Raw genomic sequence first — 25657 nt, 5'->3', positions numbered from 1 at the left:
GCGGCCCGAGCGACCAGCAGATGACGACCGGAACCCCCACACCCCCGCCCGGGCCCCCGCGCGGGCGGGGCCGCGTGCGCGACGACGGGCCCGACCAGGGCCGTCCGGAGGACGCGCGGCTGGAGCAGATGGCGACCTCGGCGCGCGCTCGCGCGACCGGTCCCCGGCGCACCGTCCGCCTGCCCGGTGGCCGGCTCCTGAACGCCGGCCGCGGTGCCGGCCGGGCCGTGCGCCACGGCGCGGCCGCGACCGACGAGCGCCTGCGCCGGCGCTGGTTCGGCGGTCGACTCGACCACGTCACGCCGCTCGGGTGGACCCTCGTCGGCCTCGCGATCCTCGCCTGGGTCCTCGCGGCCGTCCTCGGCTGGGTCGAGCTCGCCCTCGTCGCCGCGACCCTGCTCGCCGTCGTCCTGCTGTGCATCCTGATCTCGCTGCCCGCCCACCGCGCCGACGTCGAGCTCGTCGTCGATCCGCTGCGCGCGCAGATCGGCGACCTGGCCCAGGCCCACGTCGTCCTGACCAACCCGTCCCGGCGCACGATGCTCCCTTCGCTCGTGCGGCTGCCGGTCGGCGACGACGAGCAGGTCATCCCCGTGCCGCTGCTGCGCCGCGGGGCGCAGCACCGCACGGCCTTCCCCATCGACACCCCTCGTCGCGGGGTCATCCCCGTCGGCCCCGCGACGACCGTGCAGGGCGACCCGCTCGGCATCACCCGCCGCACGGTGACCTTCGGCGACGCGCAGCACATGCACGTGCACCCCCACCACATCACGCTCGAGTCCGGCGCCCACGGCCTGCTGCGCGACCTCGAGGGCGAGGTGACGCCGGAGCTCTCGATGGCCGACATCGACTTCCACGCCCTGCGCGAGTACGAGCCCGGCGACGACCGGCGCTACGTCCATTGGCGTTCCTCGGCGAAGCACGACCGCCTGCTCGTGCGCCAGTTCCAGGAGACCCGGCGCTCCCACCTGGGCGTCGTCGTCGACACCGACCCCGCGATGTACCGCCACGGCGAAGGGGATGCGGAGACGGCCATCGCCGTCGCCGCCTCGCTCATGGTCCAGTCGATCACCGACGCCCAGGAGGCGAGCGTCGTCTGCGGCGAGGCCTTCGCGACCCGCACGACGATCCCGCTCGTCCTCGACGCCCTCACCGCCGCGAGCCTCGGGCGCGTCGACCTCGTGCGCGGCGCGCGGCGGGTCGTCCAGCAGGCGCCCGACTCCTCGGTCGCCGTGCTGTGCACCGGCCCCGGCCGGGCCTTCCTCGAGATCCAGCAGTGCCTCGGCGAGTTCGAGACCGAGGTGCACAAGGTCGTCGTCGTCGTCGACCCGGTGAGCGACCCGAGCCTGCGCCGGCTGCGCGGGCTGAGCGTGCTCACGATCGGCGAGCTCACCGACATCAGCTCCGTCACCGCCGGGCTGGTGCCGGCATGACGAGCCCCAGCACGCAGACCCCCTCGAGCGCGCCGCCCTCCCCGGGCGGCGCGGGACGGGTGACCGAGGGCAGCCTCGTCGGCACGCCGAAGGAGGGGATGATCAAGCCCCAGCTGACCGGTGGCGACAAGGTGCGGGCGACCCTCGGGCGGATGCGCCCCGGCATCGGGCACGCGGTCGACGCGGCCTTCACCGTCGCCGTCATGGCCTGCTGCCTCGCCGGGCTGCGCACCGTCCTCTTCGGCTGGCAGTGGTGGCAGGCCGCCGCGGTCGGGGTCGTCCTGGGCCTGCTCGTCGGCCACGTGCAGGCGACCTACCGCTGGCCGATCGTCGCGACCACCGCGCTCGGGGCGGTCCTCTACCTCCTCCTCGGCGGTCCGCTCGCCGTCCGTGACGACGTCAAGTGGGGCTTCCTGCCCACCGGCCAGACCTTCAAGGACCTCGTGGGCGGCCCGGTCACCGGCTGGACCGACCTGCTCACGCTCGTCCCACCCGTCGACGCCCGGGGGCCCTACCTCGCGGTCGCGCTCTTCCTCGGGCTCGTCGGCACCGTCTTGGTCTACGCGACCGCCCGCGTGACCCGCTCACGCCTGCGGCTGGTGGCGACCCCCTTCGCCCTGCTCGCCGTGACCATCGTGATCGGCACCGGCCAGCCGGCCGCGCAGTGGGTGCAGGGACTGCTGCTCGCCCTGCTCCTCGTCGGCTGGCTCGTCGCGCGCGACCACCTCGACCCCGACATCGGCATCGCCCGGCCGGGGATGCGGCGCCCGGCCCTGTCCCGGGTCGTGCAGGGCGCCCTCATCGTGCTCGTCGCTGCCCTGCTCGGGGCTCTCGTCGGACCGCTGCTGCCCGGTCGCGACGCCGAGTCCGACCGGCAGGTCGTGCGCACCGGTGTCGTGCCCGGCCACGACACGAGCGTGCTCGCCTCGCCGCTCAGCCGCTACCGCGACTTCACGGCGGAGAGCCCCACCCAGCTCTACGAGCGTGAGCTGCTTCGGGTCGAGGGCGTGCCCGCGACGACGCCGATGCGCCTGGCGACCCTCGACACCTGGGACGGGTCGACGTGGGGCGTCGCCGGGCGCGGCGAGTCGCGCGCCGATGCTGGGCGGTCCTTCCAGCAGTTCGGCCGCCGGGTCGGCGTCCTCGACGGCGGCAACCCGACGCAGGTGCGGGTCACCGTGCCCGAGGGCGGCTACGGCGAGGGCTGGCTGCTCACGACGGGTCAGGTGGAGGGCATCGAGTTCCTCGGCTCGGCCCGCGAGCGGCTCGAGGGCAAGGCCTGGCTCAACCTCAGCACCAACTCCGTGCTCGTCCCGCCGGGTCTGCGCCCCGGTGACCGCTACGAGCTGCGCACCGAGCTCCCGGCGAAGGGGGCCGGTGCCCTCCCCGAGAGCCTGCCCGTCGCGCGGGGCTCGATGCCGATGACGGGTGACACCTCCTTCGTCGACGCCCGGATCGAGACGTGGAAGGGCTCCTCGGACGACCCGTGGGCCCAGCTGCGCTCGATCGCGACGACGATGCGCGAGGAGGGCACCTACACCGACGGGGCCCCGTCGACCGGTGCGAGCAGCGAGGCCGAGCGGGCGAAGATCGCGACCATCGCGCGCAACTACCCCGCCGGGCACGGCCTCGGGCGGCTCGACCGCTTCCTCAACTCCGAGGAGCTCGCCGGCAACGACGAGCAGTACGCCGCGACCCTCGGGCTCATCGGCAACCGACTCGGCATCCCCACCCGGGTCGTCGTCGGCGCGACGGCCACCGACGACGGACTCGTCCGCGGTCGTGACGTCCACGCGTGGGTCGAGGTCCGGCTGCGCGACGGCTCGTGGTTCCAGCTGATGCCGCAGACCTTCGTCCCGAGCATGACGGAGCAGCAGACCGACACCAGCCGGGCGCCGCAGGCCTGGGACAAGCCCGAGGTCGACCCGCCGCCGCAGCCGCCGCCGGCCGACCCGCCGCCGCCCGAGCCCGTCGTCGACTGGTCGTCCCCGTCGACCTGGCCGCTGTGGGCCCAGCTCCTCGCGGTCTTCGTCCTCCTGCCGCTGCTCGTGCTCGCGCTCACTCCGGTCGTGACCGCCGTGCGCCGGGCCGTGCGGCAGCGCAGCGGGTCCGCCGACCGGCGGATCGGCCGGTCGTGGAACGACCTGCTCGAGGAGGCCCGCCTCCTCGGGGTGCCGCTGCCCGCCGGCGGGACCCGCGTCGAGCAGGCCCGTGCCCTCGGGCCCCGGGTCGATGCCGTCCCCGCCGCCATGCAGGCCGATGCCCTCGTCTTCGGCGAGGCCCCGGCCCACCCCGACGCCGTGGGGCAGTGGCAGGGTGAGCTGCGGCGGGTGCGCCGACGACTGCGACAGGCCACTCCCTTCGTCACCCGCGTGCGGGCGACCCTCGACCCACGCTCCCTGCTGTCCCGTCACGAGGACATCGGGATGCACGACTCGACCACCACCACCCGTGAGGCCCACCGATGAAGCTGATGTTCACCCTGCGCGGGTCGGGCAATGTCGACACCGACCTCGTCGCGACGGTCGACGGACGCACGACCGTCGGCGACCTCGCCGAGCACCTCGTGCTCTCCGACCCGGAGCGGCAGCGCAATGCCAGCGCGCACGCCCCGGCGGAGCTCGGCAGCTACACCCTCGCCCTCGTCGACGAGAACCACCGCGCCGTCGACCCCAACACCACGGTCCAGGAGTCGGGGCTGCGCTCGGGTGCCCACCTCGCGGTGACCCGCCGATCCGCCGGCTACGAGGACTCCGCGGCACCGATCGCGACCGCGCGGGTCGTCGCCGGCCCGGACACCGGGCGCGAGTACCCGCTGCAGCGGGGCACCTCGCACGTCGGCCGCGGACGCGACTGCGAGGTGCAGATCAACGACGCCTCCGTCTCGCGCCGCCACGCGAAGCTGCTCGTCGCCGACGTCGTCGAGGTGACCGACCTCGGCTCCTCCAACGGCGTCATCGTCGGCGACGAGCGCATCGACCGCGCGATCCTGCGCGAGGGCGAGACCTTCACCATCGGTGACACGACCTTCGAGATCTCGGCCAAGACCCGGGCCGCGGGCCTGACGATGACCGACGCGGGCGACGTCGCCTTCACCCGCTCGCCGCGCATCGCCCCGATCTACCAGGGGCTGCAGTTCGAGGTGCCGGAGCTGCCGGAGCGCGGCAAGCCGCAGCGCATCCCGCTCGCCATGATGATCGTGCCGGTCTTCATGGGCGCGACGCTCTTCGCCATCACCCGCTCGCGCTTCACGATCATGTTCATGCTCATGATGCCGATGATGATGCTCGCCAATGCGTGGGAGTCGCGGCGTCGGGTGCGGCTGGACTTCGAGGAGGCGATGGCCGACTTCCGCGAGGACGTGGGCTACCTCGTCGAGGACATCGAGGTCGAGCTCGACCGCGAGCACGACATCCGGCGTCAGGAGCACCCGTCGGTGGCGGACTTCGGCCGGGCCGTCGCCGTGCACCACCCGCTCATGTGGACCCGGCGACCCGAGGAGCCGGGCTTCCTCGAGTACCGCCTCGGCCTGGGCGTGCGCCCGAGCCGCAGCGAGATCAAGCTGCCGAAGATGGGCCGCACCCGCGCCGAGGCCTGGCTCGAGGTGTCGCGACTCATGCAGGGCCTGGGCGTCGTCGCCGACGTGCCCGTGACCGCGCACCCGCTGCTCGACGGCGCCATCGGCGTCTCAGGTCCGCGTGACCACTCGCTGGGCCTGGCCCGCTCCCTCGTCGTGCAGACCCTCGCCGCCCACTCGCCCGCCGAGGTCGTCGTCTGCGCCCTGACCTCGACGTCGTCGGCCCGCGACTGGGACTGGCTCAAGTGGGCGCCGCACACGAGCTCCCCGCAGAGCCCGGTCGAGGTGCAGCACACCGCGAGCTCCGGACCGGGCTGCTCGGCCGTCATGGAGCAGCTCGAGTCCCTCGTCGCCGCCGGCGTCGCGTCCGACAAGGGACGCGTGGGCCCGGCGGTCGTCGTCCTCGTCGAGAGCGATGCACCCGTCGAGCAGGCCCGCCTCGTCCAGCTCGCCGAGCACGGGTGGAAGCACCGCATCATCGTCATCTGGGTCGCGCCGGTCACCGAGCAGCTGCCGGCCGCCTGCCGCACCTTCGTCGAGGTCGGCGAGGACGGATACTGCCAGGTCGGCTGGGTCGGCCCCGCCCAGGTCGCCACCCGGGTGGCGACCGACGGGGTCTCCGAGCAGGAGGCCATGGACGTCGCCCGGGGCCTCGCCCCGATCACCGACGCCAGCGCTGTCGTCCAGGACGACTCCGACATCCCGCGCTCGGTGTCCTACCTCGCCCTCGTCGGCACCGAGATCGCCACCTCCGAGCTGGCCGTCATCGAGCGGTGGAACGAGAACCGCTCGATCCTCACCGGGCGCCACGCGCCGCCCACCCCCAACCGCAAGCCGGGCTCCCTTCGCGCCGTCATCGGGCAGAGCGCGCTCGGGACGCACAGCGTCGACCTGCGCACCGACGGACCGCACGCCCTCGTCGGTGGCACGACCGGCGCCGGCAAGTCCGAGCTGCTCCAGGCGTGGATCCTCGGCATGGCGACGGCCAACAGCCCGCAGCGGGTGACCTTCCTGCTCGTCGACTACAAGGGTGGCTCGGCCTTCCGCGACTGCGTGCAGCTGCCGCACACGGTCGGCATGGTCACCGACCTCTCGCCGCACCTCGTCCGCCGGGCGCTCGCCTCGCTGTCGGCCGAGCTGCACTACCGCGAGCACCTGCTCGCCCGCTTCAAGGCCAAGGACCTCGTCGAGCTGGAGCGCCGCGGCGAGGTCGAGGCCCCGCCGAGCCTGATCATCATCGTCGACGAGTTCGCCGCCCTCGTGCAGGAGGTGCCCGACTTCGTCGACGGCGTCGTCAACATCGCCCAGCGCGGCCGCTCGCTCGGCATCCACCTCATCCTCGCGACGCAGCGCCCGGCGGGTGTCATCAAGGACAACCTGCGCGCCAACACCAACCTGCGCATGGCGCTGCGCATGGCCGACGAGGACGACTCGAGCGACGTGCTCGGCACCAAGGACGCCGCCTACTTCGACCCGGCCCTGCCGGGTCGTGCGATGGCCAAGTCAGGTCCCGGCCGCCTCGTGCCCTTCCAGACCGGCTACGCCGGTGGCTGGACGAGCGACACCCCGCCACCGCCGGACATGCTCGTGTCGACCCTCGCCTTCGGTGCGTCGGTCGCGTGGGAGCTGCCCGCCAAGCCGAAGGGGGACGAGGACGCCGACCTCGGCCCCACCGACATCCAGCGGGTCGTCGAGACCGTCGAGCGGGCGCGGGTCGAGGCGCAGATCGCCATCCCGCGCAAGCCCTGGCTACCGGAGCTCGCCGAGGTCTACGACCTGGCGAAGCTGCCCACCGACCGGCGCGACGACGAGCTGGTCATCGGTGTCGCCGACGACCCGGACCTGCAGGCCCAGCCGACGATCAGCTTCCGCCCCGACTCCGAGGGCAACCTCGCGGTCTTCGGGGCATCGGGCGCGGGCAAGAGCTCCTTCCTGCGCACGATCGCGGTCGCCGCCGGCTTCACCGTGCGCGGCGGGCCGTGCCACGTCTACGGGCTCGACTTCGGCAACCGCGGCCTGTCGATGCTCGAGGACCTGCCGCACGTCGGCAGCATCATCTCCGGGCAGGACGAGGAGCGGGTCAAGCGGCTGCTGACGATGCTCCGCGAGATCGTCGACGAGCGGGCGGTGCGCTACTCCAAGGCCAATGCCACGACGATCACGCAGTACCGGCGCCTCACCGGGCACACCGACGAGCCGCGGATCTTCGTGCTCGTCGACGGCCTCACCGCCTTCCGGCAGGCCTACGAATCGGCGGGCGCCCTCATGCGCTGGCTCGACGCCTTCACCTCGCTGCTCGCCGACGGGCGTCCCGTCGGCGTGCACTTCGTGCTCTCGGTCGACTCCCGCGGTGGTCTGCCGGTGTCGATGGGCTCCTCGGTCCAGTCGCGCTTCGTGCTGCGCATGGCGACCGAGGACGACTACGCCTTCCTCGGGACGGCCCGAGACGTGCTCACCCCGGAGTCGCCTCCCGGCCGAGGGATCTTCAAGAAGCGCGAGGTCCAGGTGGCGGTCCTCGGTGGCACGAGCGATGCGTCGGAGCAGTCGCGGATGGTGCGCGGCTTCGCCGAGACGATGGCCAAGAGCGGTGCCGCTCCGGCCCGGCCGGTGGCCTCGCTGCCCGAGGTCGTCCCGATGTCATCCCTGCCTGCGCAGCTGGACGGGCTGCCGGTCATCGGGATGAACTCCGACGACCTCGCGCCGGTCTCCTTCGACCCGCGCGGTGGCTTTGTCGTCACCGGGCCGCCCGGCAGCGGGCGCACGACGACCCTCGTGACGATGATCCGGGCGATCCGGGCCTGGCGCCCGCAGACCCAGATCAGCGTCATCTCGCTGCGGCGCAACTCCGAGCTGCTCACCATGCCGGAGGTCGACCGCACCGCGAGCCGCGAGGAGGACGTCAAGGAGCTGTGCGCCGAGCTCAAGGAGCGCGCCCTCGACGAGATGGCCCTGCCGCAGGTGCTCATCGTCGAAAAGCTCGACGACCTCAACGCGCCGCCCTTCCAGTCGCCGATGCAGGACGCGATCAAGCCGCTCATCGACAACGACCACTTCGTCGTCGGCGAGGCGGACGCCTCCGCGATGAACTCGAGCATGGGCCTGCCGGGTCTGGTCAAGGCCTCGCGCTCGGGCATGGCTCTGGCGCCCGACGGGTCGGAGTCGCAGATGATCTTCAAGTCCGCCTTCCCGCCCCTCGCCCGGGTCGTCATGCCCGAGGGTCGGGGGGTCCTGGTGCGCCGGGGCCGTGCGGAGATCGTCCAGATCACCCTCCCGGACGCCCGCTGATGATGGCGCACTCCGTTGCGCGACAACGAAATTCGACGTCCCCTCAGAGGGGGAGAGGGATGGGGAGTTCTCCCCATGTACCTCGCAGGACTTCACTCCCTAGTGTTGTCCTCAGACGGGCAGGGGAATCGCCCGCAGGACAGACCAACAGCAGTACCAACACCAACTCGCAGGAGGACAAGATGGCTTGGCTCGGAATGAACCTCGAGACCGTCAAGGGTGAGATCCCGAAGTGGCAGCAGCTCGCCGAGGACATCAACACCATCATCACCACGGTCAACACCCAGGTGCAGCAGGCCAACGAGGCCTGGAACGGTAAGGACTCGGACGACTTCATCTCTGAGTGGGAGGGTCAGCACCGCCCGGCGCTCGAGAAGATCAAGGGCCTCATCGAGAACCTGCAGGGGCAGCTCCAGGGCGACGTCCAGCAGCAGGCCGAGGCCTCCGGCAGCTGATCCGGCTCACGCCGCGACGGACACCCCAGACCACCTGACGCACAGAGACTTTTAGAAGGAGAACGAAGATGGCACTTACCGACGGAATGGACGTCGAGCGGATCCGCGAGATCGCGGGTCAGCTCAAGACGGAGGCCGGCAAGATCGGCGAGGTCGAGCAGAACGGCACTTCGCAGGTCAGCGCCCTGGCGGAGAACTGGCTCGGCCCCGACTCCGAGGCCTTCGCCACCGAGTGGCAGACGGCCCAGAAGCAGCTCCAGGCCGCGACCTCCGCGCTCGAGGGCTACGCCCAGAAGGCCGAGCAGCAGGCTCAGCAGCAGGAGGGCAAGTCCACGCAGAAGGGCAACTGACCCTCGCTGGACCCCACGAAGGGCGGATCCGACCACTGGTCGGATCCGCCCTTCGTCATGTGCGGCGGGGGTGAGGTCAGTCGTCGATGACGACGAGGACCTCGCCCTCCTGGACCACGTCGCCGGCGGTGACCTTGACCTCGAGGACCCGGCCGGAGCGGTCGGCGAGCACGGGGATCTCCATCTTCATCGACTCGAGGAGCACGAGCTCGTCCCCGATCGCGACCTGCTGGTCGGCCGCGACCTGCACGGAGATGACATTGGCGACCAGCTCTGACTCGACTCTGTGACCCATGCCACTGAGGTTAGTGGTGCCCGGGCCGGCGGCACACCACCGGGTGCGCCGGAGCAGGATGGGCCCATGCCCGACGTGGACCTCACCGACACCCGACTCGTCGACGACCCCTACCCGCTGCTCGGGACCTGGCGGGATGCCGGACCGATGCTGCGGGCCACCGACGGACGCTGGGTGGCGACGACGCACGCCGCGGTCGGCGCGACCCTGCGGCACCGGGCCATGGGGCGGATCTGGTCGGACTGGGAGCCGGCCGAGCAGATGGCGCCCTTCAACGCGCTCCACCGCCACCAGCTGATGGAGAACGAACCGCCCGAGCACACCCGCATGCGGCGCCTGCTCGCCGGGGCCTTCGCCAAGGGGCACGTCGAGCGCATGCGCCCGCGCATCGAGACCCTCGCCGACGCGACGCTCGACGAGCTCGACCCGAACGGGCCCGTCGACCTCCTGGCCGCCTACGCCGAGCCGATGCCGGTCTACGTCATCGCCGACCTGCTCGGCGTGCCCCGCGAGGACCACGTGCGGCTGCGTGACTGGTCGCAGGCCATCGTGCACATGTACGAGCACGGGGTCGACGAGGCGACCCGGGCCGCCGCGGTGCGGGCGAGCGTCGACTTCGCCGACTACGTCCGCCAGGTCGTCGCGATGCGCCGGGCGCGGCCGGGGCAGGACCTCGTCAGCGACCTCATCGCCGAGCGGGCCGACGGGGGCGGCTTCACCGAGGAGGAGCTCGTCGCGACGGTCGTCCTGCTGCTCAACGCCGGTCACGAGGCCTCGGTCAACACCTTCGGCAACGGCCTGCACGCACTGCTGCGCCACCCCGACCAGCTCGCGCGGATCACCGGCGGTGAGGTGAGCGCGGCGACGGCCCTCGAGGAGCTCATCCGCTACGACGCGCCGCTGCAGCTCTTCGAGCGGACGGCCACGGCCGAGGTCGAGATCGCCGGCACCATCGTGGCGAAGGGGGAGACCGTCGCCTGCCTCATGGGCTCGGCCAACCGCGATGCCGCCGTCTTCGGGGCCGACCCGAGGACCGGCGCCGATGCCTTCGAGGTCGCGCGCGACCCCAACCCGCACGTGGGCTTCGGACTGGGCCGCCACTTCTGCCTCGGCGCCCCGCTGGCTCGCGTCGAGCTCGAGATCACGCTGCGCCGTCTGCTCGAGCGCTTCCCCGACATCGCGCTCGCCGGGCCGGCGCCGCGGCGCCCGACCTGGGTCCTGCGCGGCCTGGCCGAGCTGCCGGTCACCCTGGCGCCCGCCGCCGGCTGAGGACGAGAAACACCCCCGTCGCAGGAGGTCGAAACCCGTGCGAAGGGGGTGTGTCTCGGGGGCCCCGGAAACCCGGGGTCGGTCAGCGCGCGGGGTGGGTCAGCGCTCCTCGGTGCCCGCGATGAAGGCCTCGAGCTTCGCTCGGCCCTCGGTGTCCTCGCGCTGCTCCGGCGGCGACTTCATGAGGTAGCTGCTCGCGGAGAGCAGGGCGCCGCCGACGCCGCGGTCCTTGGCGATCTTCGCCGCGCGGATGGCGTCGATGATGATGCCGGCCGAGTTGGGGGAGTCCCAGACCTCGAGCTTGTACTCGAGGTTGAGCGGCACGTCGCCGAAGGCGCGACCCTCGAGGCGCACGTAGGCCCACTTGCGGTCGTCGAGCCAGGCCACGTAGTCCGAGGGGCCGATGTGGACGTTGCGGTCGTCCTTCTTGCCGGCGAGGGGGCCCTCGAGGTTGGAGGTGACGGCCTGCGTCTTCGAGATCTTCTTCGACTCCAGGCGCTCGCGCTCGAGCATGTTCTTGAAGTCCATGTTGCCGCCGACGTTGAGCTGGTAGGTGCGGTCGAGGACCACGCCGCGCTGCTCGAAGAGCTTGGCCATGACGCGGTGGGTGATCGTCGCGCCGACCTGGCTCTTGATGTCGTCACCGATGATCGGGACACCGGCGTCCTCGAACTTCTTCGCCCACTCCGGGTCGGAGGCGATGAAGACGGGCAGGGCGTTGACGAAGGCGACGCCCGCGTCGATCGCGCACTGCGCGTAGAACTTGTCGGCCTCCTCGGAGCCCACCGGCAGGTAGGAGACGAGCACGTCGACCTCGGCGTCCTTGAGCGCCTGGACGACGTCGACCGGCTCGGCCGGGGACTCGTCGATCGTCATGGCGTAGTACTTGCCGATGCCGTCGAGGGTGTGGCCGCGCTGGACGGTGACGCCGGTCGTGGGGACCTCGGCGATCTTGATGGTGTTGTTCTCCGAGGAGTTGATGGCCTCGGCGAGGTCCTTGCCGACCTTCTTGTCGTCGACGTCGAAGGCAGCGACGAACTCGACGTCGGAGACGTGGTAGTCGCCGAAGGTCACGTGCATGAGACCGGGGACGCTGCCCTGCGGGTCGGCGTCCTTGTAGTACTCGACACCCTGCACGAGCGAGCTCGCGCAGTTGCCGACGCCGACGATGGCGACGCGGATGGCGGTCATGGGTTCTCCTTGATGGGGGGCGGGTTGAAGGCGGGATGTGCGGGGTCGCTCAGCGAGCCCGGGCGCACCTGGGGGGTGCGTCGCTCGGCGTCGATGAGCTCGTCGAGCCAGGAGACGGCGCGCTCGATGGCGTCCTCCCCGTGGCTGTGGAGGGCGGCCGTCCACGGGTCGAGGCGCTCGAGGCGCTCGCCGTCGCGCATGGCGCTCAGCTGCTCGGCGAGCCGGGCACGGCGACCCTCGAGGATGCGCAGGCGCACCTCGCGCTCGGTCCGGGTGAAGAAGGCCAGCCGGACGTCGAAGGCGTCGTCCGCCCAGCTGCTCGGGTCGGTGCGCCCGGCGATCGTGGCGAAGGCCTCCCGGCCTGCGTCGGTGATCGTGTAGGTGATGCGCTGCCGGCGGGTGCCGGACGCGCGGGCCGCGTCGTGGTCGACGCTGACCAGGTCCTGCCCCTGCAGGCTCGCCAGGCAGGGGTAGAGGGTGCCGAAGGAGAGCGCCCGGAAGGCACCGAGCCGGGTGTTGAGCCGGCGACGCAGCTCGTAGCCGTGCAGCGGGCTCTCGTGGAGCAGGCCGAGCACGGCGAACTCGAGCATCTCGCGACGACGCACGGCAACTCCCTTCGCTCCAATCGGTGGACCCGGCCGAAGGGGGTGGGCCCGGTGGGGCACGGATCGGCGCGGCCGGATCAGGGTACCCGATGTATCGAGCAGATACATCGAGCGAGGAGATGGCCGCGCGTCGTCGTGCGTTCATACTGGAGTCAGTCGTACCCGCCCCCGTCCCACGAGGTGCTCCATGGCCAGGTCCCCCCGCACGCGCGCCGAGGCGCGCTCGCGACGCAGCACCCGGCGTCGTCGTGGTCGCCGGGGCATCGTGCGCAAGCTCCTGCTGGCGCTCGTCGCGCTCATCGCGCTCGGCATCGTCGGGGTCGTCGTGGCCTACATGCTCACCGACATCCCCAAGCCCAACGACCGCGCCGTCTCGCAGGCCTCCGTCCTCTACTACTCCGACGGCAAGACCGAGATGGATCGCATCGCGACGGTCAACCGCGAGTCGGTGGAGATCAAGCAGGTGCCCGACGGGGTGCAGCACGCCTTCATCGCCGCCGAGGACCGCACCTTCTACGACAACCGCGGCATCTCGCCCAAGGGGATCTTCCGGGCGATCTCCGGTGCGGTCGCCGGCGAGGACCGGGGTGGCGGCTCGACCATCACCCAGCAGTACGTGAAGAACTACTTCCTCACCCAGGACCGCAGCCTCGAGCGCAAGGCCCGCGAGATCCTCATCTCGGTGAAGATCGACGGCGAACTGAGCAAGGACGAGATCCTCGCCAACTACCTCAACACCATCTACTTCGGTCGCGGCGCTGACGGCATCCAGACCGCCTCCAAGGCCTACTTCGGCAAGGACGTCAGCAAGCTGACGCCGTCGGAGGGCGCCCTGCTGGCGAGCGTCATCCGCGGACCCTCCCTCTACGACCCGGCGCTCGGCGAGACCCAGACCGCCGCAGCCAAGGAGCGGTGGGCCTATGTCCTCGACGGCATGGTCGCCGAGGGGTGGATGACCCCCGCGGAGCGGTCGAAGCAGAAGTTCCCCAAGACCATCGCCCCCAAGCAGCGCTCGGAGGCGGCCTCCGACGACATCGGCTTCATCACCGAGGAGGTCCGACAGGAGCTGCGCAGCCGGCTCGACCTCACCGATGCCGACATCGACCGCGGGGGCTTCAAGATCGTCACGACGATCGACAAGGACGCCCAGGAGTCCGCGGCCGCCGCGGTGAAGAAGTCGCGCCCGACGGGTGAGGGCACCTCCGACCTGCACATCGGGCTGGCCTCGATCGAGCCGGGTGACGGCGCGATCCGGGCGATGTACGGCGGCTCGCGCTTCGGCACCGGCCGCTACGGCTACTTCAACTCCGCCGTCGACGGCAAGATGCAGGCCGGCTCGACGATGAAGCCCTTCACGATGATCGCGGCACTGCGCAAGGGGATCCCGCTCTCGACGACCTACAGCGGAGCCAGCCCCTACTTCAACCGTGCCTTCATCTACGACGGGGCGAGCGCGACCGACATCCAGCGCCAGGGCGGCATCGTCAACTTCGGCAACACCTCCTACGGCCCGGTCAACATGCGCACCGCGACCCAGAAGTCGATCAACACCTACTACGGCCAGCTCAACCTCGCCGTGACGCCGAAGTCGACCGCCGAGTCGGCCAAGGACGCCGGTGTCGTCGCCTACGACGGGGACGAGCGCACCGCCCTGTCGACGGGCCCGGGCAATGTCTTCGGTACCGACGCCGTGCGGGTCCTCGACATGGCCAATGCCTACGCGACGATCGCCGCCGAGGGTCGCCGGGCCACGCCCTACTACATCTCCTCGGTGAAGAGCACCGGCGACCAGCACGACCTCGACTACACGGTGAAGAAGGACGTGCGCCGCGCCTTCCCCCAGGACGTCGCCCGCGACACCATCCAGGCGATGAGCCTGGTCAACCAGCCCGGCGGCACCGGGTACCCGACGGTCGCCGACCTCGGCCGCCCCGTCGGCGGCAAGACGGGCACGACGTCCAACAACTACGCGGCGTGGTTCGACGGCTTCACCCCGGGGCAGCTCGCGACCGCCGTCGGCATGTACAAGGGCGACGGCCGGCTGGTCGAGAAGAACCAGCTGAAGAACCTCGGCGGATTCGCCGAGGTCACCGGCGGCACGATCCCGGCGCGGATCTGGACCGACTACATGATCGGCGCGCTCGAGGGCGAGCCGGTCGAGAGCCTGCCGCCGGCCGGCAATGTCACCTTCCGCCCGCAGACGAGCCGTCCGACCGACGCCCCGGCGCCGATCACGACGACCCAGACGCCGGTGCCGCAGCCGACGACGACGCGCTCGACAACCCAGGAGCCGACCTCGACGTCGAGCAGCTCGACCCGCTCGAGCACCTCGACGACGAAGAGCTCCTCGACGACGAAGAGCAGCACCACGTCGTCGACGACCCGCTCGACGACCCGCTCGACGACCAGCTCTTCGACGACCCGCCCGACGACGACCCGCCCGACGACGACCCGCCCGACGACGACGGCGCCGTCGCCCACCTCGACGAGCGAGCCGTCGCCGACCTCGACGCGTCAGACCCCGACCCTCCCGAGGCCGAGCCTCACCCCCGGCGGCAGCGGCTCGGCCGGGCAGGGCGACTAGTGTCCCGCGAGTGGACCGAGGGCGATCTGCTCCCGCCGGAGGCGAGCGCGCTCGTCGGGGGGCCGCTCGGTCGTCGGGTCGCGCCGCGTGAGCGGTCGCTGCCGCGGCTGCTCCCGTTCGTCGTGCTGCTCGTCCTCCTGCCGATGGGGTCGGCCTTCCTGCGCCAGGGGCACTGCGTCGTCAACGGCTGGAACGGCAACGACCAGTTCTGGCGCGGCTGCTTCTCGGACCTGCCGGCGCAGTACCAGCTCGCCGGGCTCGACCGGGGCGTCGGTGGCTGGCTGACCGGTGAGATCCGCCTCGACCAGATGCCGCTCCTGTCGGGGCTCATGTCGGCCGTCGGAGGCCTCGTCCCCGAGGCCGGCTGGCTCGACGCCTCCCGCTGGTACATGGCGCTGTGGACGATCATCATCACCCTCTGCCTCGTCGCGGCGGTCTGGTGCGTCGGGATGCTCCGCCCCGAGCGGCTCGACCTGGCGACCCAGCTGGCCCTGTCGCCCGTGCACGTCGTCGCCGCCCTCCTGTCGCCCGACCTCGTCGTCGTCACCCTCGTCATGGCGGCGATGCTCGCCGACACCCGCCGCCGTCCTGTGCTCGCCGGCGTCCTGCTCGGCCTGGCCCTGCTGGGGCACGCCTGGGTGGGCATCGTCGCCGTCGCGCTCGTCGTCGCCGCGCGACGGGTCGGGCACGAGGCGGCTGCCGTGCGGACCGTCCTCGTCGCGCTCGGCACCGCCGTCGGGCTGGCCGTCGTCCTCGCGCTCGCCTCGCCCGACATCGTCACCGGCCCGCTACGCGCGTGGTGGGGCGAGAAGCCCGGCTACGGCTCCGTCCTGCTCATCCCCGAGCTCGCCGGGCACCCGCTGCCCGCTCGCGTCGCCCCGCTCGCGTCGGTCGTGGGCTGGGGGGTGGCCGTGTGGGCCTGCGTCGTCATGGTCGGCAGGGCCTGGCGTCCCGCGACCTGGGCGCAGGTCGCGGCCTTCGCCGTCCCGGTCGTCGCGCTGACGAGTCCCTCGGTGCCGGTCCAGGCGGCCCTGTGGGTGCTGCCGCTGGCCCTCCTCGCGGGCGTCTCGTGGCGCACCCACCTGGGCCTCGTCGCCGTCGAGGCGGTGCACGCCACCGCCCTGTGGCTGCACATCGGCGCCGGCGCCGACCCCGACAAGGGTCTGCCGGCCCAGTGGTACGCCGTCGCCGTGCTCGGACGGGCCATCGCGTGGGGCTTCCTCATGTGGAGCGTCTGGTACACGCCGGTCGACAACCCCGGCCCCCGTCCACAGGCGCGTGCCCTGCCGGACGACCGTCCACAGGAGCCGGTCGCGGTCTGATGCGGACCCCCCTTCGTCCGGCACGCTTTGGTGCGAAGGGAGGGCAGCCGATACCCTGAGGCGTCCCCGGAGCAGGTCTGTCACCCGACCGGCGTGCCCGGGCACCGATGCACCAACCCTCCTGTCACGGAGAGACCGTGACCGCACAGACCGAAGGAGGCGGGTTATCAGCATGCGTCAGTACGAGCTCATGGTCATCTTCGACCCCGAGACCGACGAGCGGGCCGTCCAGCCCCTGTTCGACAAGTTCCTCACCGTCGTCACCAAGGACGGCGGCAGCGTGGACAAGATCGACCACTGGGGTCGTCGTCGTCTCGCGTACGAGATCAACAAGAAGGCCGAGGGCCTCTACGCCGTCGCCAACCTGACCTGCACGCCGGCCACGAGCAAGGAGCTCGACCGCCAGCTGGGTCTCTCCGAGCAGGTCCTGCGGACCAAGCTCATGCGCGTCGACGCCTGAGAGGCGTCCCTCCCGGCCTGTCGGTCCCCACTGGCAGGCTCACCTGAGAGATCACCGATCGACAAGGAATCCCATGGCAGGCGAGACCCCCATCACCGTTATCGGCAACCTCACGGCTGACCCGGAGCTCCGGTTCACCCCGAGCGGCGCGGCCGTGGCCAACTTCACCGTGGCCTCGACCCCCCGCACCTTCGACCGTCAGACGAACGAGTGGAAGGACGCGGAGACGCTCTTCATGCGCTGCTCCGTGTGGCGCGAGGCTGCTGAGAACGTGGCGGAGTCCCTCACCCGTGGCACCCGCGTCGTCGTCTCCGGTCGTCTCGTCTCCCGCTCGTGGGAGGACAAGGAGACCGGGCAGAAGCGCTCCGTCATGGAGATGCAGGTCGACGAGGTCGGCCCGTCGCTGCGCTACGCCACCGCCAAGGTGACGAAGACCCAGCGCGGCGGTGGCGGCGGCCAGGGCGGCGGCTCCTGGGGCGGCGGCGGTGGCCAGCAGGGTGGTTCCGGTGGTGGCTTCGGCGGCCAGCAGGACGACCCGTGGGCGACCGGCGGCAGCCAGGGTGGAGGCCAGCAGGGTGGCGGCTCGTGGGGCGGCGGCCAGCAGGCCCCGGCCCAGGGCGCTCCCCAGGGTGGCGGCCAGGCCGGCGGCGGCTGGGGCAATGCCCCGAGCTACGACGAGCCCCCCTTCTGATCGATCTCTCGCGCCCGACCCGGTCGGGCACTGACACCACACCCATCCCGAGGACCAACCTCGGGCTCTCATTGACACGAAGGAGAGCACCACGATGGCCAAGCCCGTAGTGCGCAAGCCCAAGAAGAAGGCCAACCCGCTCAAGGCGGCGAAGGTCGAGAACATCGACTACAAGGACGCGAACCTGCTGCGCAAGTTCATCTCCGACCGCGGGAAGATCCGCGCGCGTCGCGTCACCGGCGTCTCCGTCCAGGAGCAGCGTCGCATCGCGACCGCCGTCAAGAACGCCCGGGAGATGGCCCTGCTGCCCTACTCCTCGTCCAACCGCTGATCAGCGGCCGCGAAGCAAGGAGCAGACAGATGAAGGTCATCCTCACCCACGAGGTCTCCGGCCTCGGTACCGCCGGCGACATCGTCGACGTCAAGCCGGGCTACGCCCGCAACTTCCTCTACCGCCGTGGCCTGGCCACCGCGTGGACCAAGGGTGCGCAGAAGCAGGTCGAGGCGATCGCCTCCGGCCGTGCCGCGCGCGCCGTGAAGTCGCTGGAGGAGGCGCAGTCGATCAAGGGCAACCTCGAGGCCCAGCAGGTCACGATCAGCGCCCACGCCGGTGAGTCCGGTCGCCTCTTCGGCGCCGTGACCAGCCGCGAGGTCGCCGAGGCCGTCAAGGCCGGCGGTGGTCCCGAGCTCGACCGTCGCACGATCGAGATCCCGACCCCGATCAAGTCGGTCGGCCCGGCCGAGGCGCTGGTGCGCCTGCACCCGGACGTCCAGGCCAAGGTCGCGCTCGACGTCGTCGCCGGCTGAGTCCGTCACGACGCCCTGACGAAGGGGGGCGACCCACCGATCACCCGGTGGGTCGCCCCCTTCGTCGTGCCCGGGGAGTCCTCCCCATGGGTGCTGGCGCAGGCGTCCCCCTACAGTTGCCCCAGGCCGCCGGGGCCGACGAGACGGGGGAGAAGCATGATCATGCGTACACGAGTCTTCGCGCTGGGGGCGGCCGCCGCCCTCGCGCTCAGCGGCTGCTCCTTGGTCGGAGGTGACGACACGGGATCGGACGCCAGCTCGTCGAGCTCGTCGACGTCGTCGGGCGTCGTCAACGGCGATGCGAGCACCAACGGCGCCAAGGAGGCCGGCATCGACCTCGACAACCCGCCGAAGCCGATGGCGGAAGCGACCATCAAGATCAACCAGAACTCCATCGACGAGACGAAGATGGAGCTGCTCGAGCTGCGCCGGAGCGACAACGTCATGCTCGCGACCTTCCGCCTCACCGGCACGGGACGGGGGACGGAGGTCCAGTCGGCCTTCCGGCTGCTCGGCATGACGAGCTTCGACCCGACCTTCATCGACATGAAGCGCCTCGAGAAGTACCAGCACGTGGGCCAGCTGACGAGCAACATGGTGCAGGCCAAGGCGCCCCTGGGAGAGCCGGTCTACGTCTTCACCGCCTTCCCCCTGCCCAAGGACGGGGTCAGTGAGCTGGACCTGCGGATGACCTCGGACTCCCCGTCCATCGAGGCCATCCCGATGCCGAAATGAACGGCCGCAGCCGGCGCGCGCTGATCGCCGCCGCCGTCACCCCGTGCGTCCTGGTCGTCGGGGTCGGGGCGGCCGCCGCCGACGAGCCGCTGAGCATCGACGACCTCCCGAGCATCAGCGACAGCATCGTTGCCTCTCATCTGGAGCCCATCGACGTCCCCGAGGTCGAGGCCATCGACGTCCCGCAGGTGTTGCCCTTCACGCCGGACGTCAGCAGCTCGGGCGGAGACACGGTCGTCACCCTCGACACCGACGTCCTCTTCGACTTCGGCTCCGCCGAGATGTCGGACGAGGCCGCCGCCGCCGTCGCCTCCGCGGTCACCAAGGTGCCGAAGGGGGAGCAGGTCACCGTCGTCGGGCACACCGACTCGGTCGGGTCCACCTCGGACAACCTTGCCCTGTCCAAGAAGCGTGCCCAGGCGGTCGCCGACGTCCTCGGCGAGAAGCGCAGCGACCTGCGCCTGCGGGTCAGCGGCAAGGGCGAGATCCAGCCGGTCGAGCCCAACAGCTCGGGCGGCAAGGACAACCCGGACGGCCGGGAGAAGAACCGCCGCGTGGAGATCCGCTACCGGGGCTGAGGCTGGGTAGTGCTCCCCATGTCGCTCGGGTGGTCGCCGACCTTAAGGTCTGGGTAAAGAACCACCACGAGCAGGGGGAACCCACCATGTCGCAGCCGCCCTTCGGTCACCAGCCGCCCCAGCCCGGTTACGGGCAGCAGCCGCCGCCTCCCGGCTACGGCCAGCAGCCCCCGCCGCCCCCGGGCTACGGCCAGCAGCACCCCGGCTACGGCGCCCCCAGCGGGCAGCCGGCCTACGGCCAGCCCTTCCAGCAGACTCCCGGCGGTCAGCCGCAGCAGCCCGGCCAGTGGGGTCACCAGCCGCCCCCACAGCAGCAGCAGGGCGGCTCGAACAAGGCGCTCAAGTGGGGCGCCTTCGGCGCTGCCGGCGTCGTCGCCCTCGGTGTCGTCACGGGCGGTGCGGTCCTCGCCTACAACAAGATCGGTGGCGGTGGGGCGCAGCCCGAGGCCGCACTGCCGGCCAGTGCCATCGCCTTCGCGAAGGTCGACCTCGACCCCTCCGCGGACCAGAAGGTCGACGCCTTCCGCTTCGCCCGCAAGTTCCCCGGCATGCGCGACAGCCTCGACGGCGTCGACGAGAACGGCGACCTGCGCAAGGAGATCTTCGACGCGATCAAGGAGGACGGCGGCCTCGAGGGCGTCGACTACGCGCAGGACGTCGAGCCCTGGCTCGGCCAGCGCTTCGGCGTCGCGATCCTGCCGCCGGCCGACGGCGCCCAGGAGCCCGGTGTCGTCGTCGCGCTCGCGAGCACCGACGAGGACGCCGCCAAGCAGGGCCTGTCCAAGGTCACCGGCAGCGAGGGCGGCTACTGCTCCGTCCAGCCCGACTTCGCCATCTGCGGCGAGGAGCAGAGCGTCGTCGACAAGGCGGTCAACGACGCGAAGGGGGCTGCCCTGGCCGACAGCGACACCTTCAGCCAGGACATGGACGACCTCGGTGAGGACGGCATGGTGACCGGCTGGATGGACATGTCCAAGGCGGGCGACATCACCCAGAGCACGCTCGGTGCCTCCGCCCAGACGACCCAGCAGGGCCGGCTGGCGACCGCGCTGCGCTTCGACGGGCCGACGCTCGAGCTCGCCGGCCGGATGAACGGTCTGCCCGCGGGCAGCGTCCCCAACGGCGACGGCACCTCGGTCGGCGACCTGCCGGCGGACACCCTCGGCGCCGTGGCCGTGACCGGCCTCGACGACGCGCTGCGCAAGGCCTGGCCCGAGATCGACAAGAACGCCCGCACCGCCCTCGGCGATGACTGGCAGAGCGGCATCGACTCCTTCACGAGCGAGACCGGCCTGTCCGTGCCCGAGGACGTCGCCAAGGCGGTCGGCTCCGACACGGCCGTCGCCGTCGGCCCCAACGCCGACGAGCCGAAGGTCGCGCTGGTCACCAACGGCGACAAGGGCCTGATCGACAAGCTCACCGGCTCGATGACCTCGAGCACCGGGGACGCGCCCCCGGTGACGGTCAAGGACGCCGGCGACGGCCGCACGGTCGTCGCGACGCCAGCGGGCTACGCCGACGAGATCGCGAACGGCTCGGGTCTGGGCGACAGCGACGCCTTCAAGGACGCCGTGCCCGACGCCGACAAGGCCGGCTCGGTCGCCTACGTCGACATCAGCAAGGCCGTCGAGCTGTGGGGCGGTGACATGGACGCCGAGGACAAGGAGAACATCGAGCCGCTCTCGGCCCTCGGTTTCGCGATGTGGGGCGAGGACGACCACGCCGACTTCACCCTGCGGCTGACGACCAAGTGACCCGCCTGCCCGGCACCCGGGGGTTTCCCCGGTGCCGGGCAGCAGGCAGGATGCAGGGGTGACTTCCATGGGGCAGACCGACGACAGCAGCACGCGCGACGAGTTCTGGGGGCAGGTCGGGCAGGTCGGCGCGCGGCGCGGACCGCTCGGTGACGCCGACGAGGCGGGCCTGTGGCCTGGCGGTTCGTCGGGCTACGTCCACGTGACGACCCCCCACTCGGGCATCGCCGCCACCGACGGTCTCTCCGCTGCCGGTGCGGACGGCAGCTCCCTCGGCCTCGAGGTCTACATCGAGGGCCGTGAGCTCGTCGACGGCGTCGAGGGTGAGGGTCGCTGGCTCGTCACCGCGCTCGAGGAGGCCGCCGGTGCGCTCGCCGCGGCCGGACCGGACGCGGTCACCGCCGCTCTGGCCGACCACGACCTGATCTCGCTCGAGATCTCCGCAGGTGACGCGCCCGCGGACTGGGTCGCCGACGGTCGTCTCGGGCTGCTGCTCGGCGTCGAGCTGCCCGGCCGCCCGCAGACGATCGGGTCGGTGCGCGCCCTGTCGATCAGCCCGCTGCGCCCCTCGGAGCTGGCGGTCGTCGTCGCCGAGGGCGCCGCCGGCCGGCGGCGCCTCGCCGAGGCACTCGCCGCCCAGGGCTGGTACTCCTACGCCGACAGCACCCGCCAGCCGGTCCTCTGACGCAGCCCGGCCTCCGACGCGGCCCGGCCTGACCGAGCCCGTCCCGACGCAGGGTCCGGGCTAGCGGGTCGCCCCGGTGACGGCCCACGCATCGCCGCGGACCCGCCAGGCCATGAACCCGCCCCGCACGAGCATGAAGGCCGTGAAGGCGAGCCACAGCGCGACGACCGCCGCCTCGGGCCCGTGGCCGGCTCCCAGCGCGCGGGTCACGAGCACGATCGGCACGTAGGCGAGCAGCACGAGGGTCATCGACATCGCCAGCCAGCGTCCGTCGCCGGCGCCGATGAGGACCCCGTCGACGACGAAGACGTAGCCGGCGAGCGGCTGCCCGAGGGCGATGACGACGAGGCCGGCGGCGATGGCGCTGCGCACGGCCGGGTCGTCGGTGAAGAGCGCCGGCAGCACCCGGTGCAGCGCGAGCAGCCCGACGCCGAGCAGCACTCCGCCCCACACGCCCCAGCGGACCATGAGGGCGGTCGCCTCGCGGGCGCCGCGCGCGTCACCGCTGCCCAGCTGCGCCCCGGTGAGGGCCTGCCCGGCGATCGCCAGGGCGTCGAGGGCGAAGACGAGCAGCGACCAGATCGTCGTCGTCACCTGGTAGGCCGCGAGCGGGACGTCGCCGAAGCCGGCGGCCGTCGCGACGGTGAGCAGGATGATCGCGCGCAGCGCGAGGGTGCGCACGAGCAGTGGCGCCCCGTCGAGGGCGGCGCCGAGGACCCGCCCCACATGAGGACGAAGGGAGGCCGCCGCACCTCGTCCCTGCCGCAGGACGACCGCGAGCAGGGCCAGGGCCATGCCCCACTGGGCGAGGACGGTGCCCCAGGCGGAGCCCGCGATGCCCATGCCGAGGCCGAGGACGAGGGCGACCGAGAGCACGGCATTGGCGCCGAAGCCGACCGCGGAGACGGCGAGCGGGGTGCGGGTGTCCTGCAGCCCGCGCAGGATGCCGGTGGCCGCGAGCACGAGCAGCATGGCGGGCAGCCCGAGCGCGCTCACCCGCAGGTAGGTCACCGCCTCGTCGAGCGCGGCCGGTGACGAGCCGAAGGCCGCGGCGAGGGGGCGGGCGCCGAGCCCGACGACGAGGGCCGCGAGCAGCCCGAGGCCGGCCGCGAGCCAGACACCGCCGACCCCGACCTCGATGGCTCCGCGCCGGGAGCCGGCGCCGAGCTGGCGGGCGACGACGCTCGTCGTGCCGTAGGCGAGGAAGACGAAGACGCCTGCGGCCGTGAGGAGCACGGAGCTCGCGGCGCCGAGCCCGGCGAGCGGCACCACGCCGAGCCGACCGACGACCGCCGCGTCGACCATGAGGAAGAGCGGCTCGGCGACGAGGGCCACGAAGGCCGGCACGGCCAGCGCGAGGATCTCGCGCGGCCCGACGGTGGGAGCCGGATCGGGGGAGGTCACCCGAGCACCCTACGAGTCGCGCGCCGACGGCCCGATGCCGCTACGGTGGCTGCAGCGTCCAAGTTACCCACGGGTAGGAGTCGATGATGACCAGACCGCAGCGCCGTCGCCGGGGGCGAGTGACCCCCTTCGTCCTGCTCGTGCTCGTGGCCCTGCTCGGGTTGAGCGCCACGGGAGCCGGGGCCGACCCGACCCCGTGGTACGAGCAGAGCAACCCGCTCGCCGAGGACTCCGAGGTGGGCGTGAGCGGCGCGCCGGCCACCGGCACCGGGCCCAAGGGAGAGGTGCGTGGCCTCATCGACGCCCACACCCACCTGATGTCCGACGAGGGCTTCGGCGGCGACATCGTCTGCGGCAAGACCTTCAGCGAGCTGGGCATCGAGGACGCCCTGACCGACTGCCACAGCCACGGCACCGACGGGCGGACCGGCCTGATCGAGAACGTGACGAACCTCGAGGGCAAGGGGCCCTTCGACCCGCACGACACCGATCTCTACCCGACCTTCACCGATGCCCCGACGTGGTCCTCGCTCACCCACCAGCAGATGTACTACCGCTGGGTCGAGCGCGCCTGGCGGGCCGGGCAGCGGGTCATGGTCGCCGACACGGTCAACAACTCGGTCCTGTGCTCGCTGCCGACGCAGGTCAACACGAGCTCGTGCAACGACATGGACGTCGTGCGCCGCCAGGTGAAGAAGACCAAGGAGCTCGAGGCCTTCATCGACGCCCGGCACGGCGGGCCCGGCAAGGGCTGGTTCCGCATCGCCTACACGGCCGACGAGGCCCGGGAGTACATCGAGCAGGGCAAGATGGCGGTGATCCTCGGGATGGAGGTGTCGGCCCCCTTCGGCTGCGGCATGACGCTCGGCGTCTCGCACTGCACGAAGGCGAAGATCGACGCCGGCCTCGACGAGGTCAAGGGCCTGGGGATCCGCTCGATGTACCTGTGCCACAAGTTCGACAACGCGTTGTGCGGGGTGCGCTTCGACCCCGGGACCCAGGGCATCGTCGTCAACGTCGGCAACTTCCTGTCCACGGGGCAGTGGTGGCAGGTCGAGCGCTGCCCCACCGACCTGCACGACAACACCGTCGAGGGCGGGGTCATCCCGCCCAAGGTCGCCGAGCTCGTCCCCGGTCAGGTGCTGCCGATCTACCCGGAGGGGCCGCACTGCAACCGGCAGGGTCTGACCGCGCTCGGTGAGTACGCCCTGCGCGGGATGATGGACCGCGGCCTGCTCGTCGAGCTCGACCACCAGAGCGTGAAGGCGGCCCAGCGGACCATGGAGGTCCTCGAGTCCGAGGGCTATCCGGGCGTCATCTCGAGCCACTCGTGGATGGACAAGCACTTCACCGAGCGGATCTACCGGCTCGGCGGCTTCATCACCCAGTACGGCCACGGCGCCGACGCCTTCGTCGAGGAGGGTGCCGCGGACCGGCCGGTGCGGCAGAAGTACGACGTCGGCTACGGCTTCGGCATGGACATGAACGGCTTCGGCGGGACCCCGCCGCCGCGTGCCGATGCGGCCCAGCGCCCGCTCGTCTACCCCTTCGTGCCGCTCACCGGCCGGGGCACCGTCGAGCGTCAGGTGACCGGCGAGCGCACGTGGGACTACAACCGCGACGGGGTCGCCCACTACGGGATGGTCCCCGACTGGGTGGCCGACATGCGCAGCAACCACGGCGAGCCCGGGCAGCAGGTCGTCGAGGACTTGCTCCGCGGCCCGGAGTCCTATCTGCGCACCTGGTCGGCGACGGCCGACTGGCAGCAGGGCGCCGACCTGACGAAGGGAGCGGTCGCCACCGCGAGCAGCACGGAGTGGACGCTCACCGGCCGGCTGCGCCCGGGCAGTGCCATCGACGACGACCGCTCGACTCGCTGGGCCAGCCGGTGGGGTGACGACGCGTGGTGGTCGGTCGACCTGGGCACCCCGCGCCTCGTGCGGACCGTGACGCTCGACTGGGAGCGCGCCCACGCCAGGGACTACCGGCTCCAGGTGAGCCTCGACGGCGCTGCCTGGCGCACCGTCGAGACGGTCCGCGGCAGCGACGGCGGCCTGGACCACCTGACGATCCCGGCAACCTCCGCCCGGCACGTGCGGGTCGTCACGGACGAGCGGGCGACGCAGTACGGCATCTCCCTGCACGAGGTGAAGATCGGCAGCTGACCCGGGGGAGTG

Annotated in this window: 21 protein-coding genes; 17 read left to right on the top strand and 4 right to left on the bottom strand. The window is 71.9% G+C overall.

The features are described from left to right. Positions 1-20 precede the first annotated feature (20 nt). The 5 genes from ACQBJO_RS17085 to ACQBJO_RS17065 all read left to right on the top strand — a co-directional run bounded on the left by ACQBJO_RS17085 (position 21) and on the right by ACQBJO_RS17065 (position 9100). Positions 21-1433, top strand: a complete 1413-nt coding sequence (locus ACQBJO_RS17085) for a DUF58 domain-containing protein (RefSeq protein ID WP_421007678.1) — start codon at positions 21-23, stop codon at positions 1431-1433. Continuing rightward, on the top strand, positions 1430-3901 hold the full coding sequence (locus ACQBJO_RS17080; RefSeq protein WP_421007677.1) for a transglutaminaseTgpA domain-containing protein: 2472 nt from the start codon (positions 1430-1432) through the stop codon (positions 3899-3901). The genes ACQBJO_RS17085 and ACQBJO_RS17080 overlap by 4 nt, the downstream gene beginning before the upstream one ends. Next, positions 3898-8295 (top strand): FtsK/SpoIIIE domain-containing protein, encoded by a 4398-nt coding sequence (locus ACQBJO_RS17075; protein WP_421007676.1) that lies wholly within the window; start codon positions 3898-3900, stop codon positions 8293-8295. The genes ACQBJO_RS17080 and ACQBJO_RS17075 overlap by 4 nt, the downstream gene beginning before the upstream one ends. 182 nt (positions 8296-8477) lie before the next feature. After that, positions 8478-8750, top strand: coding sequence for a hypothetical protein (locus ACQBJO_RS17070; protein WP_421007675.1), 273 nt, complete (start codon positions 8478-8480; stop codon positions 8748-8750). A gap of 68 nt (positions 8751-8818) precedes the next feature. Then, the gene (locus ACQBJO_RS17065; RefSeq protein WP_421007674.1) at positions 8819-9100 is read left to right on the top strand and encodes a WXG100 family type VII secretion target; all 282 of its coding nucleotides are present in this window, start codon (positions 8819-8821) and stop codon (positions 9098-9100) included. Between the two features lie 76 nt (positions 9101-9176). Here the strand turns inward: ACQBJO_RS17065 and ACQBJO_RS17060 are convergent, their stop codons facing one another. Next, positions 9177-9395 carry a biotin/lipoyl-binding carrier protein gene (locus tag ACQBJO_RS17060; protein ID WP_255184827.1) on the bottom strand — a complete coding sequence of 73 codons (219 nt, stop codon included), beginning with the start codon at positions 9393-9395 and terminating at the stop codon, positions 9177-9179. Between the two features lie 66 nt (positions 9396-9461). Between ACQBJO_RS17060 and ACQBJO_RS17055 the strand changes: the two genes are divergently transcribed. Further along, the gene (locus tag ACQBJO_RS17055; protein ID WP_421007673.1) at positions 9462-10664 is read left to right on the top strand and encodes a cytochrome P450; all 1203 of its coding nucleotides are present in this window, start codon (positions 9462-9464) and stop codon (positions 10662-10664) included. A 99-nt stretch (positions 10665-10763) separates the two neighbouring features. Here ACQBJO_RS17055 and ACQBJO_RS17050 read toward each other — a convergent pair whose 3' ends face one another. Further along, on the bottom strand, positions 10764-11855 hold the full coding sequence (locus tag ACQBJO_RS17050) for an inositol-3-phosphate synthase (protein ID WP_255184825.1): 1092 nt from the start codon (positions 11853-11855) through the stop codon (positions 10764-10766). After that, positions 11852-12460 carry a PadR family transcriptional regulator gene (locus ACQBJO_RS17045; protein ID WP_255184824.1) on the bottom strand — a complete coding sequence of 203 codons (609 nt, stop codon included), beginning with the start codon at positions 12458-12460 and terminating at the stop codon, positions 11852-11854. The genes ACQBJO_RS17050 and ACQBJO_RS17045 overlap by 4 nt, the downstream gene beginning before the upstream one ends. 187 nt (positions 12461-12647) lie before the next feature. Here ACQBJO_RS17045 and ACQBJO_RS17040 point away from each other — a divergent pair, with 187 nt between their 5' ends. The 10 genes from ACQBJO_RS17040 (at position 12648) to ACQBJO_RS16995 (ending at position 22076) form a co-directional block, all read left to right on the top strand. Further along, entirely contained in the window at positions 12648-15044 is a 2397-nt protein-coding gene (locus ACQBJO_RS17040) for a transglycosylase domain-containing protein (protein WP_421007672.1), read from the top strand. Further along, entirely contained in the window at positions 15044-16366 is a 1323-nt protein-coding gene (locus ACQBJO_RS17035; protein ID WP_421007671.1) for a hypothetical protein, read from the top strand. The genes ACQBJO_RS17040 and ACQBJO_RS17035 overlap by 1 nt, the downstream gene beginning before the upstream one ends. Before the next feature lie 172 nt (positions 16367-16538). After that, positions 16539-16826, top strand: a complete 288-nt coding sequence (rpsF, locus tag ACQBJO_RS17030) for a 30S ribosomal protein S6 (RefSeq protein WP_084451046.1) — start codon at positions 16539-16541, stop codon at positions 16824-16826. 73 nt (positions 16827-16899) lie between these two features. Further along, positions 16900-17517 (top strand): single-stranded DNA-binding protein, encoded by a 618-nt coding sequence (locus ACQBJO_RS17025; RefSeq protein ID WP_421007670.1) that lies wholly within the window; start codon positions 16900-16902, stop codon positions 17515-17517. 94 nt (positions 17518-17611) lie between these two features. Beyond that, positions 17612-17848, top strand: coding sequence for a 30S ribosomal protein S18 (gene rpsR / locus ACQBJO_RS17020; protein ID WP_007925814.1), 237 nt, complete (start codon positions 17612-17614; stop codon positions 17846-17848). Between the two features lie 29 nt (positions 17849-17877). Beyond that, positions 17878-18324, top strand: coding sequence for a 50S ribosomal protein L9 (gene rplI, locus ACQBJO_RS17015; RefSeq protein WP_421007669.1), 447 nt, complete (start codon positions 17878-17880; stop codon positions 18322-18324). A 162-nt stretch (positions 18325-18486) separates the two neighbouring features. Continuing rightward, positions 18487-19059 (top strand): hypothetical protein, encoded by a 573-nt coding sequence (locus ACQBJO_RS17010; protein ID WP_421007668.1) that lies wholly within the window; start codon positions 18487-18489, stop codon positions 19057-19059. After that, positions 19056-19637: an OmpA family protein gene (locus ACQBJO_RS17005; protein ID WP_421007667.1), complete on the top strand. Its 582-nt coding sequence runs from the start codon at positions 19056-19058 to the stop codon at positions 19635-19637. Before ACQBJO_RS17010 ends, ACQBJO_RS17005 begins: the two co-directional genes overlap by 4 nt. A gap of 86 nt (positions 19638-19723) precedes the next feature. Continuing rightward, a complete protein-coding gene (locus ACQBJO_RS17000; protein ID WP_421007666.1) occupies positions 19724-21391 on the top strand; it encodes a DUF3352 domain-containing protein in 1668 nt (555 codons plus the stop codon). 67 nt (positions 21392-21458) lie between these two features. Beyond that, entirely contained in the window at positions 21459-22076 is a 618-nt protein-coding gene (locus ACQBJO_RS16995; RefSeq protein ID WP_421007665.1) for a hypothetical protein, read from the top strand. A 60-nt stretch (positions 22077-22136) separates the two neighbouring features. Here the strand turns inward: ACQBJO_RS16995 and ACQBJO_RS16990 are convergent, their stop codons facing one another. Continuing rightward, entirely contained in the window at positions 22137-23480 is a 1344-nt protein-coding gene (locus tag ACQBJO_RS16990) for an MATE family efflux transporter (RefSeq protein WP_421007664.1), read from the bottom strand. An 86-nt stretch (positions 23481-23566) separates the two neighbouring features. Here ACQBJO_RS16990 and ACQBJO_RS16985 point away from each other — a divergent pair, with 86 nt between their 5' ends. After that, positions 23567-25645: a discoidin domain-containing protein gene (locus ACQBJO_RS16985; RefSeq protein ID WP_421007663.1), complete on the top strand. Its 2079-nt coding sequence runs from the start codon at positions 23567-23569 to the stop codon at positions 25643-25645. The last annotated feature ends 12 nt before the right edge of the window (positions 25646-25657 follow it).

It is taken from the genome of Janibacter zhangyanbonis, from assembly GCF_050507325.1.
Classification (GTDB): domain Bacteria; phylum Actinomycetota; class Actinomycetes; order Actinomycetales; family Dermatophilaceae; genus Janibacter.
This window is presented reverse-complemented; position numbering and strand designations above follow the sequence as displayed.

Coding starts and splice junctions, on each gene's coding strand:
- ACQBJO_RS17060 (WP_255184827.1), bottom strand. CDS start 9,395: ATGGGTCACAGAGTCGAGTCAGAGCTGGTCGCCAATGTCATCTCCGTG.
- ACQBJO_RS16985 (WP_421007663.1), top strand. CDS start 23,567: ATGACCAGACCGCAGCGCCGTCGCCGGGGGCGAGTGACCCCCTTCGTC.
- rplI (WP_421007669.1), top strand. CDS start 17,878: ATGAAGGTCATCCTCACCCACGAGGTCTCCGGCCTCGGTACCGCCGGC.
- ACQBJO_RS17000 (WP_421007666.1), top strand. CDS start 19,724: ATGTCGCAGCCGCCCTTCGGTCACCAGCCGCCCCAGCCCGGTTACGGG.
- ACQBJO_RS17085 (WP_421007678.1), top strand. CDS start 21: ATGACGACCGGAACCCCCACACCCCCGCCCGGGCCCCCGCGCGGGCGG.
- ACQBJO_RS17025 (WP_421007670.1), top strand. CDS start 16,900: ATGGCAGGCGAGACCCCCATCACCGTTATCGGCAACCTCACGGCTGAC.
- ACQBJO_RS17065 (WP_421007674.1), top strand. CDS start 8,819: ATGGCACTTACCGACGGAATGGACGTCGAGCGGATCCGCGAGATCGCG.
- ACQBJO_RS17040 (WP_421007672.1), top strand. CDS start 12,648: ATGGCCAGGTCCCCCCGCACGCGCGCCGAGGCGCGCTCGCGACGCAGC.
- ACQBJO_RS17080 (WP_421007677.1), top strand. CDS start 1,430: ATGACGAGCCCCAGCACGCAGACCCCCTCGAGCGCGCCGCCCTCCCCG.
- rpsF (WP_084451046.1), top strand. CDS start 16,539: ATGCGTCAGTACGAGCTCATGGTCATCTTCGACCCCGAGACCGACGAG.
- ACQBJO_RS17010 (WP_421007668.1), top strand. CDS start 18,487: ATGCGTACACGAGTCTTCGCGCTGGGGGCGGCCGCCGCCCTCGCGCTC.
- ACQBJO_RS16995 (WP_421007665.1), top strand. CDS start 21,459: ATGGGGCAGACCGACGACAGCAGCACGCGCGACGAGTTCTGGGGGCAG.
- ACQBJO_RS17070 (WP_421007675.1), top strand. CDS start 8,478: ATGGCTTGGCTCGGAATGAACCTCGAGACCGTCAAGGGTGAGATCCCG.
- ACQBJO_RS17055 (WP_421007673.1), top strand. CDS start 9,462: ATGCCCGACGTGGACCTCACCGACACCCGACTCGTCGACGACCCCTAC.
- ACQBJO_RS17050 (WP_255184825.1), bottom strand. CDS start 11,855: ATGACCGCCATCCGCGTCGCCATCGTCGGCGTCGGCAACTGCGCGAGC.
- ACQBJO_RS17075 (WP_421007676.1), top strand. CDS start 3,898: ATGAAGCTGATGTTCACCCTGCGCGGGTCGGGCAATGTCGACACCGAC.
- rpsR (WP_007925814.1), top strand. CDS start 17,612: ATGGCCAAGCCCGTAGTGCGCAAGCCCAAGAAGAAGGCCAACCCGCTC.
- ACQBJO_RS17005 (WP_421007667.1), top strand. CDS start 19,056: ATGAACGGCCGCAGCCGGCGCGCGCTGATCGCCGCCGCCGTCACCCCG.